Genomic DNA, 11387 nt, shown 5'->3' on the forward strand with positions numbered 1-11387 from the left:
CGCTTGGGGATTACGGCCCTGGCCGTCCTGGCCCCCGTCGGGGTGTGGCTGGTCGCGGACCCCCTGCTGGGGCACCGGCTGCGGATCGCCGACGGCGAGCAGACCCTCGACATCGGCGCCGTGCCCGTGGCGGTTGTCGCACTGCTTGCGTCGCTCTGTGGCTGGGGGCTGTTGGCCGCCCTGGAGAGGTTCGCAGTGCGGCGCGCCCGCGCCGTCTGGACCGGGGTGGCCGCGCCGTACTGGCCGTGTCCTTCCTGCCGTTCATCGGCGACGGCATGGACGGTGGCACCCGGGCCTCCCCCGCCGTGATGCACCTGGCGGTGGCGGCGGTGCTGATCCCGGGGCTGGGCGGGAGGTCCGTCGGCCGCTGAGACAGGTGTGGCTGCGGGAAGTGACTGGGCGCCACCAACGTGACGTGGCTTGCACGCGGCGCCTTGTATCACTGTTGCGGGACCACCCGCAGTTCAAAAGATCTGGGCGGACCAGGGGTTCGCGCGCCTCATGGTCGACTGGACCAGCCGGATCCTCGCAGCGAACTGGACATCGTCCGCAAGGATCCCGGCCAGCGCGGCTTCGAGGTCCGGCCCAAGCGCCGGGCGATCGAGCGCCCCTTCTCGTGGCTCACCACGCATCGCCGCCTTGCCCGGGACTTCGAGACCAGCCCGGACCGCTCCGAAACCATGATCCGCTGGGTAATGATCGGCATCATGGTCCGCCGCCTCACTCGCGGCCGTCCGGCGGCGCGGTCGGGCCCGCGCCCGCTCCTGCGAAACGTTCCATAGATACGGCGCTTTGCCCATCCATGGGCAACTTCCGTGTCAGTGCTCCACGAAGTCAGAAGCCGATCAACCTTCTGTTGCAGGTCAGGTGGCAGGTCGGTCGACTCCGAGACGATCACGCGAAGCTCTCGGCCAAGTTCGGGGGACTGGGCCCAGATCGCTGGGTTCCTGGTGAGGATCGCGGACAGCAGATCACCTTCGTGCATGTCCCCCTCTGACATCGGGTTGTCCCGCAGCACATCCAGTGCCAGCGGCAGGAGATCGGGCAGTCCTATGTCCTGCCCGATCAACAACCGCATGTCCTCGACTGTCAGCTCGCCGATCGGCCGCCGCCGCAAGGCGTGTGCGTAGCGACAAGACGAGTGGCGTCGGCCGGTGGGGCTGGCCAGCGGTCACCTTCAAGCTCTTCAATTCACCCTGCGGTACGGTCCACTTCGCAGGAACGCCGGACACGATGCGTACGCCAGGCCGGAACCGGGGTGCAGGCCGAGGGGAGTTACGCGGACTCTTCCTGCGGAAGCGCGAGGCTGTTGATCGCGTCGGCGATGGCGTAGGCGGTGCGGACGAAGGACTCTGCCTGCTGCGCCGACAGGTTCCGCGCGGAGGTCTCCTCCAGGGCCTGCCACGACCATCGTCGAGAAGAACGAGGCCGTTGAGGAGCCGGTCGTCGAGTCGGCCGCCTGGTCGGTGTCGGACGACCAGTTGATCGGGATGCTGGTCGACCGGGCTCGTACGGACGGGCTGCAGCTGACCGGTGAGGGCGGTCTGCTGCAGCAGTTGACCAAGCGGGTGCTGGAGTCCGCCTTGGAAGGCGAGATCACCGACCACGTCGGCTACGAGAAGCACGATCCGGCCGGCAGGAACAACGGCAACAGCCGCAACGGCACCCGGGCGAAGACCGTGCTGACCGACGTCGGTCCGGTCGAGGTGAAGGTGCCCCGTGATGTGGCGGGCACCTTCGAGCCGCAGATCGTCAAGAAGCGCCAGCGGCGTCTGACGGGCGTGGACGAGATGGTGTTGTCGCTGTCCGCGAAGGGACTGACGCACGGTGAGATATCCGCGCACCTGGCCGAGGTCTACGGTGCCGAGGTGTCCAAGCAGACCATCTCCACGATCACGGACAAGGTCATGGACGGCATGGCCGAGTGGTCCAACAGGCCGCTCGACCGCGTCTATCCGGTGCTGTTCGTGGACGCCATCAACGTCAAGATCCGTGACGGGCAGGTCGCGAACCGTCCGATCTACGTCGTGATGGCGGTGACCGCAGAGGGCCATCGCGACATCCTCGGGATCCGGGCCGGCGACGGCGGCGAGGGCGCGAAGTACTGGCTGCACGTGTTCACCGAATTGAAGAACCGCGGCGTCGAGGACGTCCTGATGCTGGTCTGCGACGGGCTGAAGGGGCTGCCGGAGGCGGTGGAGACCGTCTGGCCTCGAACGATTGTCCAGACCTGCGTGGTTCATCTCCTGCGGAACAGCTTCCGTTACGCGGCCCGCCAGGACTGGGACAAGATCGCACGTGCGCTGAAGCCGATCTACACGGCGCCGAACCAGGAAGCGGCCGAGGAACGGTTCCTGGAGTTCCAGGAGACCTGGGGCGCGAAGTATCCGGCGGTCGTCAAGCTCTGGTCGGACGCCTGGGCCGAGTTCGTGCCCTTCCTCCGCTTCGACGTCGAGATCCGCAAGGTCATCTGCAGCACCAACGCCATCGAGTCCGTGAACGCGCGGATACGCAAGGCCGTTCGCGCTCGCGGGCATTTCCCGAACGAGGCCGCAGCGCTGAAGTGCATCTACATGGCGCTGATGTCCCTGGACCCGACCGGCAAGGGCCGCAAGCGATGGACCATGCGCTGGAAGGCGCCGCTGAACGCCTTCCAGATCGCCTTCGAAGGCCGACTCACCCCGACCGCCAACTGAACACCTCAACAACCAAGATCAGCCGTTAACTTGACACACCCGCGCGGTGCTCGACAGGCGGGGTCACATGGCGTGATTGAGCCATCGCCGCAGCGCAGCGTGGGTGGTGTCGTCCAGTTGGCACAGGGCCGCGATGGCGTCGAGGTCGCCCGGCAGGGGTGCAATACCCGCGGTGGTCAGAGCGGCATGCAGTTCCAGACGGCGGCGGTCGGCCGGTTCGAGAGGAATGGACAAGCGGCTCGCCGGGTCTGGTGCGGGCAGAACGTAGTCGCCGAGCTCTGTGCCGTCGAGGGCCGACGACGTCTGCTGCGGCCAGTCGTCGGCGCGCACGGCAGGGAAGCGGTACGGGTCGAGATCGTGAAGCCCTTCGGTGCCTGTGCTGAAGGCCTGAATTCCAGTCACGAGTGCCTCCTGGGTTGTGTTGCCACTGGGGACGACGACGGGAAGGGGAGTGGGGGCAGTTGCGGCGCACGGGGTAGTCCACCCGAATGCCGTCTACGGCATCTCGTCACAAGACAGATGACCCAACAGGTCAGGCGGTCATCTCGTCGGCTCGCCCGAGGCGGGCGCAGCACCGGGTGCGATCCGGGCTGAGGGGTCGCGGCGCGGTGAGGTGCACGGGGACTCACGTCCATGGCCATCCGGTGGGTCCCGGGCCGGCGTGTGGATGGCTGGGGCTCGTTTGGGACGAGGAGTGAACGGTCCTCGCTCGCCGGCACCCCTGGCCGCCGTGCTGACCGCAAAGTGCTGGCGAGGCCTTCTCCGCCGACTTCTCGTTCGGCGGAGCAGCGTGTGGACCATGTCGTCCGTCATGACCGGCGGCCAGCTTCGTGCGGGTGCCGGTGTGGAGAGCCCCTCGGTGCTCGCAACGACGGCCACCACGGAACCTGAACGAGGGGCGCTTGCCTGCATATATCTGCTCCCCTTGCGCGCTTGCGCTCGCTCCATGCGGTGAACTGCGCGCATACCCCCTTGGCCGTACCCCTGCACACCCCGTTGCATGGGACGCCATCTGCTCGCCCATCAACGAAAACCATCAACAGGGCTCCACCCCCGTCCGCTCCCTGGCCGGCTCGGCAACGACAGGGGCCGGCGTCGGGCGCCGACCTATGAGGAACGGGTGAGGGCCAGCCAGCCCCTCGGAACACCCGCACCGTGGCGCCGGCTCGGCCAGCCCCACCGGGCGAGGCAGGCCTCCGCCTGCCGTTCCCGTCCCTTCCGTGGACGGCCCCGGTGATGGCCCGGATCAGCCGTTGACCTGACGGACCCCTGGGCCCGACATTCACGCAGGAGGTACGCGATGGCACTGACGCACTGGATGAACGCGATGGAGTGGCTGGCCGCCGCTGCCCGGGATCCGAGAGCCTGCAAGAACGACTGGCAGCACGGCAGCACCGGCGTCCACCTCCTGGCCGCCGGACGCCTGTGGGACGTGCTGGTCGTTCCCGCCTGCCTCGGCCTGCGCACCGCCGACATCCTGGACGGCCTGCCTCTCCTCGAACCCGGCCCCGCCCTGCTGGACAGCAGGCGCCGGCAGGTCGGCTTCTTCCTGCCCCCCGACCCCGCGTCGATCTGGAGCGGACCCGACGTCCGCTACGTCACCCAAGGCGGCTGGATCGCCACTCCTGCCCCGCACTGCCGCTGGGGCGACCTGCGCTGGCTCTGTCCGCCCGACGGGACCGGCACCCTGAACACCCCCGAGGTCATGGAACTCGCCCTGGCCCGGGCCGTGGGCGAACTTGCCCGCGCCCACGGCGCCGCGCACTGCCACACCCCCCACCGCAGAAGGTCACTGCCCTCACCCTCCGCCGCCCCACCGGCGTGATGACCTTCCGCGAGGGCACAGCAGGGTCCTGCCGGGTGCAGGATGGGGGCATGTCAGCCCACCTGCGCTGTGCCGACGCCTGGCTCCTCCTCGGTGATCAGCAGATCGCCGTGGAGGTTGACCTGGGTCTGTTCCTCCCGGACACGGGATTGTGGGGCGGCGTACTGCGTCACGTTTGGAACAGCAGCGGCATCGGCGGATTCCACACCCGCTCGTTGTAGTCGTAGGCGGCCTGCTGAGGCGCGAACCGGATTTCTCGGAGTTCGGCGGTCTGAGGATGTCGAGAACGTGCCAGCGGCTCCGTCCCAGGGACATCAGCGGCCCCCACCGGCCGCACGAGGAGGAAGGAGAAACCGGCATGGCGATTCAGCGGATGGACAACGTCGGCATCGTCGTCGAGGACATCGATGCCGCCATCGCGTTCTTCGTCGAACTCGGTATGGAGCTGGAAGGCAGGGCGCAGGTCGAGGGCCTCTTCGCCGACCAGTGCACCGGACTCGACGGTGTCCGCGCTGTGACATCGCGATGGTCCGGACCCCGGACGGACACAGCCGGCTGGAGCTGGCGAAGTACCGCAGCCCCGCGGTGATCAGCGCCGGGCCGCGGAACCGGCCGCACAACATTGTGGGCACACACCGCGTCATGTTCGCCGTCGACGACATCAAGGACACCGTTGCCCGCCTTCGCCCTCACGGCGCCGAACTCGTCGGCGAGATCGCCCGGTACGAGGACAGCTATCTGCTCTGCTACATCCGCGGCCCGGAGGGCATCATCGTCGGACTGGCCGAGCAACTGCGCTGAGAGCGGGCAGATGAGACCTCGGTGATGTTGCGGAACCTCTCGGTCCCGCCTGCTTGGTCGTGCCCAGCAGGCGGACGATCGAGCTCTGCCCAATGCCGTGGTAGCGAGGCCAGGCTCAGGACCACTCGATCAGCCCGGACTGCCTCACCCAGTCGTCGTCGACGTTCTCCAGCCCGGCGAGGTGCAGGAACTCGACGACATCGAGCAGCCCGTACGCCATCCCCAAGAACTGGTCGTCCACCCCCACCCGTCGGCCTCCGTCCAGAGAGCGAGCAGTGGCGCATGGTGTGGTGCGCGGGCCGCGTGGCGCTCCTAGGCTGGTGGTGCTCGGGGTAGTCGCGGAGGTTGCCCGGAGGTTCCCCTTGCCCCGAACAATCTGGTCCGGTGCCATCTCGTTCGGCCTGGTCACGGTACCGATGGCGAAGAAGTCGCCGGGCCGCCGACCGCGCAGTGCCTAGGTGAGTCACCGAATGGACATCGAGCTGACGTACGACAAAGGGCTCCTGCGTGGAATCGGCAGTGTGCCGATCACGTACGGCCAGCGGGAGTGGATGGACACCACGCCGCGCGCCCTAGGTTCCTGGGCGCTCGAATATCAGCGGTTCAGTTCGACTCTGCGGGCTGTAGGCAGCGTCGAGATCACTTACCGCCGGTGGTCCAGCCTGCCGCGCACCGTTGGCCAGTGGAGCTGTGAACACCGCAGATCCCGCCTGGAGCGCATCGGCCCTTATGAACTCGGGTACGACCAAGGCGGCCGCGTCTGTGCCGTCGGCCCGCTCTGGATTGTCTACGACGGAGGCGAGGCGCAGCCCATTCGCGCCCGGCTGCAGGGCGAGGACGAGTCGCTGTCCGACGAACTGCTCCTGGTGCTCTTCCTTGCGCTGTTCTGGCAGAAGCAGGCCTGGGACGCGTACGACCAAGCCCACCGCTGATGGACGCAGCGGCCCGCTGGGCAGCCCCGGTGATCACGGCACGACCTAGGGGGTGTTTTGAAAGTCCCGCACAGCACCCACGGCGCCCGGCACGCACCCTCGCCGCACCGGCCAAAGACCCAAGTACGTCCAGTACGAGGGCCTTCGTCCGGCACGCCGAGGGCACGCACCGAACACCGCGGGCACCGCACAGGACTTTCAAAACACCCCCTAGTCCGCGAAGCCGAGCGCGGTGTCCGGACGGCAGTGCGGGCAGGGATCCACCCGATCAGCGAGCGCCCGCAACGCCTGCTCCCTTGTCACGCCTTTCGACCGCCTGCCCGCCATGTAGCAGCCACCTACGTGCACGTACACCGGTGGCGTGTCCCGGCTGAGGCTCTGTTCGATCAGCCAGTCCGGGTCAGGAGGTCGCGCCGCCACGCCCCGCTGGCGCTCGGCCTCCCGCCGCTCCTCGTCGGCGATCCACCGGCGGGTTCGCTCCAGGTCCTGCTGCTGCACGCGCTCCAGGAAGCGGAGCAGGGCGAGTCTCGGCGGGCCTGGGTCGTTCGCATGTTCGATTCTAGGGGCAGGGTGACGGTCGACATTCACGAGGGGGTGAGTGTCGTGTGACACCGAATCTTGAGCGCGTGCCGCAGAACCCTGATCAATGCGTGTTCGCGTCACCGAATGCTTGAGTGCGCTGGTCCGAGGCCCTGAACAGGGCACCATCCCCGCCCTCGTGCACGGCGGCCGTTGCCGCGGGCAGGGCGAGGTGCGGCGGACCGGGCCCCGACGTCATTGCTACGGTCACTGGATGGAGAGCTGGGACGAGGGGGGCGTACGCGCTCGGCTACGGGAGATGGCGGCACAGGACCCGAGGCGGGAGCGCTTCGGGTCGGACACGCACCAGTACGAACTGGCGCCTGTACTGTCGGAGGCCGAGATCAGGGCGTTCGAGGCAACCCACGGCATCGATCTGCCAGCGGAGTACCGGTCCTTCGTCGCGCAGGTAGGCGACGGTCCCGCCGGTCCCGGTCACGGTTGATGCCCTTGGCCGTCCCCCGCGCGGAGGCTCGCGAGGAGTGGGCCGTGGACGACGAGTGGGAAGAAGACCGCCTCTCGGGCCGACTCGCCGAGCCGTTCCTCCTCACCGAACCCCTGCCCGCCCCGACCGACGCACCGGCCGATGAGCTGACCCGGGGCACGCTCATGCTGGCCGAAGAGGGCTGCGGCATCTACATCCGGCTGATCCTCAACGGCCCGCGAGCGGGCGAGGTTTGGGTGCACGAATTCGACGGCATCCTGCGGGCGGTATCGGTTCAGCATCTGTCGGGTCATGCGTGCCAGGACGGTGGCCCCGAACGCAGGGTCGTTGCCGGCGTGAGTCGCGCGCTGCGCCGGCATGTAGTAGCTGTGGGCCTGCTTTTGGAGACCTGAGTCTGAGGCCCTTGTGGCTGCCGTGCCGCTGATCGTGCACTGGCCGATAGCCGATAGCCGATAGCCGATAGCCGATAGCCGAGACCGTCGAGCCGGGGTCAACTGCGAGTCATGGCGGCTAGTTTGCTGCTGATATCCAATTGGAACGAGGTCTGCATGTCTTCGTAGGGCGTGGTCGAATACCAGTGCCCCTTCACGAAGAGCGGCTCGCCGGTCGCGGTGAGCCGGCAGGGGATGTCGCCTTTCTCCAGATCGGCGAGGAACACGTCCGCCTTCACGACGGCCGCTTCGTCCCCGGGCCGTCCAGGCTCGCGGTAGGCCGTGACGCGGAACAGGGCGGCGTAGCGCTTGTGCAGTCCGACGTCGAGGATTTTCCTGAGTCGCCTGGAGGGGTCCTTTTCTACGCCCTTGTACGGCTCATAGCCGTAACGGCCGGTCACCTCGAAGCGGTTGGTGCCCAGCGGACCCTGTGGACCCGTGATCCACATGCCGCGGATGAGCCACCCCGGCGCCACGGCGAACCTGCCCAGCGTCCAGCCGGGGTCGTCCGCGATCCGCTCCGGGGTATGAGCCTCGTTCGCCGACGCGATGTCGACATTGCCTCCTTGGTCGGGGCTGTTGTAGCTGTCCAGGACGAGGCTCTTGTGATCGAAGTGGCGGAATTCCGGCTGCGGGTCCAACTTCCTGGCGCAGGAGTTCTTGTCGGGGCTGTCCTTGGGCAGACGCGCAGCAGCGGCGGCGAGAGCGGCGCGCCGTTGCTCGAAGCGGGGTCTGTACTCCTTGAGGATCGCCTTCATGGCCCTGTCCGTGCGCTCCTCCTCACTCTCCCCGACCCCGCCACAGCCGGACAGCAGCATCGCGACCACGACCGCCACCATGCCCGGGGCGGCGCCCTTCCGTACCCCCGTGCGCATCGGACCCCTTCCTCTTCAAGCCACTGCCCCGCAAAGCGTGCCCGGCACCGGCTTCCCTGACACCGGGACGAGGGAATCGGCCCGCTATCTCCTCCATCCCGACTGGCGCAGGGTTCCCTGAAGAAGAGCCACACCGTTCGCAGAACGATTCCCCTGCTGGGTTGATGGGAAGGAGGGGACGCCGCGTTTGCCTTCTACAGCAACGTGCTCCCAAGATCGTCTGTCAGTACGCGGCTTCGGTGTTGGTCAGCACGACCAGCCCGCAGGAGCGCGGCTGCTGATGGCGGTCTTCTACTACCGCGCGGCCCAGTGAACCGCCCCGCTCGAATGGAGACTCGATTTCGTGAAAGTCCCCATGTCCCTACGGTGACGCCTTGAAGGCGTGAAAATTGAGGGCGGCGGCCGTCCGTCGACGTCGACCGAGCCTTGGGCCGGGAGCCCGCGTGAAAGTCTGATGCCGGAGTCGGCCCGAGGGGCCATGCACTGTTGCCACGAGCACGCCGTTCAGACTCCCGCTCTCCCCTCCCGCTCCCGGGCGGCCGCTGCCTGTCGGTCCCGGCATGAAAGGGGTGGGTATGGAGGCTGCGGAGCTCGAGACGGCCGAGGGCCTGGTGGAGAGGGTCGCCGCGATCGACGTGGCGAAGACGTCGGGCATGGTGTGCATGCGGCTGCCGCACCCGACCCGGGAGGGCCGGCGCGTGCAGGAGGTCTGGAACGTCGCGGCGACCACGAACGCGGTCCTCGAGCTGGGGGACCGCTTGCTGTGTCAGGGCGTGACCCGGGTGGTGATGGAGGCCACCGGGGCGTACTGGAAGGTGTTCTTCTTCCTGCTGGAAGCTCGAGGGCTGGAGTGCTGGCTGGTCAACGCTCGTGACGTGAAGAACGTCCCCGGCCGCCCCAAGACCGACAAGCTGGACGCGATCTGGCTCGCCAAGCTGACCGAGCGCGGGATGCTGCGACCTTCGTTCGTCCCGCCCAAGCCGGTCCGGCAGCTTCGTGATCTGACCCGTACCCGCACCGTCCTGACCGAGGAACGGACCCGGCACAAGCAGCGCGTCGAGAAGCTGCTGGAAGACGCCCAGGTCAAGCTGTCCTCCGTGGCCACCGACATCTTCGGGGTATCCGGGCGGGCCATGATGGAGGCAATGATCGGCGGCGAGCGGGACCCGCGAGTCCTGGCCCAGATGGCCAAGGGCAGGATGACCGCGAAGAAGGACGCCCTGACGCAGGCGCTCACGGGGCAGTTCGAGGAGCATCACGCGTTCTTGTGCCGCACGCTGCTGGACACCATCGACCACCTGACCGCCCAGATCGACAGGCTGTCCGCCCGGATCACCAACGCGATCAGGGACCTGCCCGGACCCGACTGCCCCGATGCCGGCGACGACGGTGACAGCAGCAGGCCGGGGCCGGGGCTGGTGAAGCGACTGGACGCCATCCCGGGCGTCGGTCCGGCCACCGCACAGATCCTGCTGGCCGAACTCGGCCCGGACATGCGGGTATTTCCCACCCCGGACCATCTCGCGTCGTGGGCGAGGCTGTGCCCACGCACCGTGCAGTCCGGAGCCAAGCAGTCCTTCGGCCGCACAGGCAAGGGCAACCCCTGGCTCAAGGGCGCCCTCGGCGAGGCGGCGATGGCCGCCTCCCGCACCGACACCTTCCTCGGTGCCCGCTACCGGAGAATCGTCAAACGCCGTGGCCACAAGAAGGCCCTGGTCGCCGTCGCCCGATCTATCCTGGTCATCATCTGGCACCTCATCAACAACCCCGAGACCGAATATCAAGAGCTCGGCTCCGATCACCACCAGCGTCTGATCGACCCGGCCCGGCGCACCCGCGACCTGGTCCGTCAACTGACCGCGCTCGGACACCAAGTCATCCTCGCCCCAGGCCTCTGACTGCCTGACCCGAACCAACCCGTCGCCCGTCCGGCACCGGCCGGACGCTCCCGCAGGCCCTCAGGATCCTGGATTTTCCGTTCAGGATCGAGTCATGGCACGACCTTCCCGTTACCCGCTTGAGCTCCGCCGTCGTGCGGTGCGCATGGTCGCCGAAGTGCGCGACGACTACCCGAACGAGACGGCCGCCTTGCAGGCGGTGACAGAGAAGCTCGACATCGGCTCCCGCGAGACGCTGCGGAACTGGGTGAAGCAGTACGAGATCGACGCTGGGACACGTCCGGGGACGACGACGGAGGAGTCCGCCCAGCTCAAGGCGTTGATGAAGGAGAACGCCGAACTCAAGCGGGCCAACGAGATCCTGAAGGCCGCGGCGAGTTTCTTCGCGGCCGAGCTCGACCGGCCACACACACGCTCGTAGCGTTCATCGACGAGCACCGGGACCGCTTCGGCGGCGTCGAGCCGATCTGCAGGACGCTCACCGAGCACGACTGCAAGATCGCCCCTTCCACGTACTACGCCCACAAGAAACGCCTTGAAACTCCCTCCGCCCGTTCCGTGCGCGATGAGGAACTCAAAGAACGGATCCAGGAGGTCTACACATCCAACTACCGTGTCTACGGGGCCCGGAAGATCTGGCGCGAGCTGAACCGGCAGGGACATACGGTGGCCCGCTGCACCATCGAGCGCCTCATGCGCGAACTCGGCATCACCGGCGCCGTCCGCGGCAAGAAGGTGATCACGACGATCACCGATCCGGCCGCCGGGCGGGCCCCGGACCTTCTCGACCGCGACTTCGTCGCCCGTGCCCCCAACCGCTGCTGGGTCGCCGACTTCACGCATGTCGCCGCCTGGAGCGGTGTCGTCTACGTCGCCTTCGTCGTGGACACCTTCTCCCGGCGCAT

At 67.8% G+C, this 11387-nt stretch carries 15 protein-coding genes and 1 pseudogene; 11 read left to right on the forward strand and 5 right to left on the reverse strand.

The features are described from left to right. Positions 1–3: 3 nt before the first annotated feature. On the forward strand, positions 4–309 hold the full coding sequence (locus RMT89_RS35060; RefSeq protein WP_399498561.1) for a DUF6069 family protein: 306 nt from the start codon (positions 4–6) through the stop codon (positions 307–309). Next, complete coding sequence (locus tag RMT89_RS46150) at positions 255–371, forward strand: hypothetical protein (protein WP_399498565.1); 117 nt, start codon at positions 255–257, stop codon at positions 369–371. The genes RMT89_RS35060 and RMT89_RS46150 overlap by 55 nt, the downstream gene beginning before the upstream one ends. A gap of 128 nt (positions 372–499) precedes the next feature. On the opposite strand, the gene RMT89_RS35065 is transcribed toward RMT89_RS46150, so the two are convergent. Continuing rightward, positions 500–1078 carry a contact-dependent growth inhibition system immunity protein gene (locus RMT89_RS35065; RefSeq protein WP_315887792.1) on the reverse strand — a complete coding sequence of 193 codons (579 nt, stop codon included), beginning with the start codon at positions 1076–1078 and terminating at the stop codon, positions 500–502. A gap of 412 nt (positions 1079–1490) precedes the next feature. Here RMT89_RS35065 and RMT89_RS35070 point away from each other — a divergent pair, with 412 nt between their 5' ends. Next, positions 1491–2696 carry an IS256 family transposase gene (locus RMT89_RS35070; protein ID WP_315887803.1) on the forward strand — a complete coding sequence of 402 codons (1206 nt, stop codon included), beginning with the start codon at positions 1491–1493 and terminating at the stop codon, positions 2694–2696. A gap of 63 nt (positions 2697–2759) precedes the next feature. Here the strand turns inward: RMT89_RS35070 and RMT89_RS35075 are convergent, their stop codons facing one another. Continuing rightward, positions 2760–3098, reverse strand: a complete 339-nt coding sequence (locus RMT89_RS35075) for a hypothetical protein (protein ID WP_315887793.1) — start codon at positions 3096–3098, stop codon at positions 2760–2762. 898 nt (positions 3099–3996) lie between these two features. Here RMT89_RS35075 and RMT89_RS35080 point away from each other — a divergent pair. Both RMT89_RS35080 and RMT89_RS35085 read left to right on the forward strand, forming a co-directional pair. Continuing rightward, the gene (locus RMT89_RS35080; protein ID WP_315887794.1) at positions 3997–4521 is read left to right on the forward strand and encodes a hypothetical protein; all 525 of its coding nucleotides are present in this window, start codon (positions 3997–3999) and stop codon (positions 4519–4521) included. Between the two features lie 358 nt (positions 4522–4879). Next, positions 4880–5322: pseudogene (locus RMT89_RS35085) on the forward strand (VOC family protein). 115 nt (positions 5323–5437) lie between these two features. Here the strand turns inward: RMT89_RS35085 and RMT89_RS35090 are convergent. Next, on the reverse strand, positions 5438–5563 hold the full coding sequence (locus tag RMT89_RS35090; RefSeq protein ID WP_315887805.1) for a hypothetical protein: 126 nt from the start codon (positions 5561–5563) through the stop codon (positions 5438–5440). A gap of 229 nt (positions 5564–5792) precedes the next feature. Here RMT89_RS35090 and RMT89_RS35095 point away from each other — a divergent pair, with 229 nt between their 5' ends. Then, on the forward strand, positions 5793–6254 hold the full coding sequence (locus tag RMT89_RS35095; RefSeq protein WP_315887795.1) for a hypothetical protein: 462 nt from the start codon (positions 5793–5795) through the stop codon (positions 6252–6254). A gap of 210 nt (positions 6255–6464) precedes the next feature. Here RMT89_RS35095 and RMT89_RS35100 read toward each other — a convergent pair whose 3' ends face one another. Next, entirely contained in the window at positions 6465–6752 is a 288-nt protein-coding gene (locus RMT89_RS35100) for a DUF6233 domain-containing protein (protein WP_315887796.1), read from the reverse strand. A gap of 295 nt (positions 6753–7047) precedes the next feature. Here RMT89_RS35100 and RMT89_RS35105 point away from each other — a divergent pair, with 295 nt between their 5' ends. Together RMT89_RS35105 and RMT89_RS35110 are read left to right on the forward strand one after the other, a co-directional pair. Beyond that, the gene (locus tag RMT89_RS35105; protein ID WP_315887797.1) at positions 7048–7278 is read left to right on the forward strand and encodes an SMI1/KNR4 family protein; all 231 of its coding nucleotides are present in this window, start codon (positions 7048–7050) and stop codon (positions 7276–7278) included. Positions 7279–7322: 44 nt separating this feature from the next. Continuing rightward, positions 7323–7670: a hypothetical protein gene (locus RMT89_RS35110; protein WP_315887798.1), complete on the forward strand. Its 348-nt coding sequence runs from the start codon at positions 7323–7325 to the stop codon at positions 7668–7670. Between the two features lie 98 nt (positions 7671–7768). Here the strand turns inward: RMT89_RS35110 and RMT89_RS35115 are convergent, their stop codons facing one another. Beyond that, positions 7769–8584, reverse strand: coding sequence for a hypothetical protein (locus RMT89_RS35115; protein ID WP_315887799.1), 816 nt, complete (start codon positions 8582–8584; stop codon positions 7769–7771). Between the two features lie 575 nt (positions 8585–9159). Between RMT89_RS35115 and RMT89_RS35120 the strand changes: the two genes are divergently transcribed. The 3 genes from RMT89_RS35120 to RMT89_RS35130 all read left to right on the forward strand — a co-directional run. After that, the gene (locus RMT89_RS35120; RefSeq protein WP_315887800.1) at positions 9160–10482 is read left to right on the forward strand and encodes an IS110 family transposase; all 1323 of its coding nucleotides are present in this window, start codon (positions 9160–9162) and stop codon (positions 10480–10482) included. Positions 10483–10576: 94 nt separating this feature from the next. After that, the gene (locus tag RMT89_RS35125) at positions 10577–10903 is read left to right on the forward strand and encodes a transposase (protein ID WP_315887801.1); all 327 of its coding nucleotides are present in this window, start codon (positions 10577–10579) and stop codon (positions 10901–10903) included. 137 nt (positions 10904–11040) lie between these two features. Then, the coding region (locus RMT89_RS35130) for an IS3 family transposase (protein WP_315887802.1) at positions 11041–11387 on the forward strand (347 nt) is incomplete at its 3' end.

This window comes from Streptomyces sp. P17 (assembly GCF_032436805.1).
In the GTDB taxonomy this organism is placed as follows: domain Bacteria; phylum Actinomycetota; class Actinomycetes; order Streptomycetales; family Streptomycetaceae; genus Streptomyces.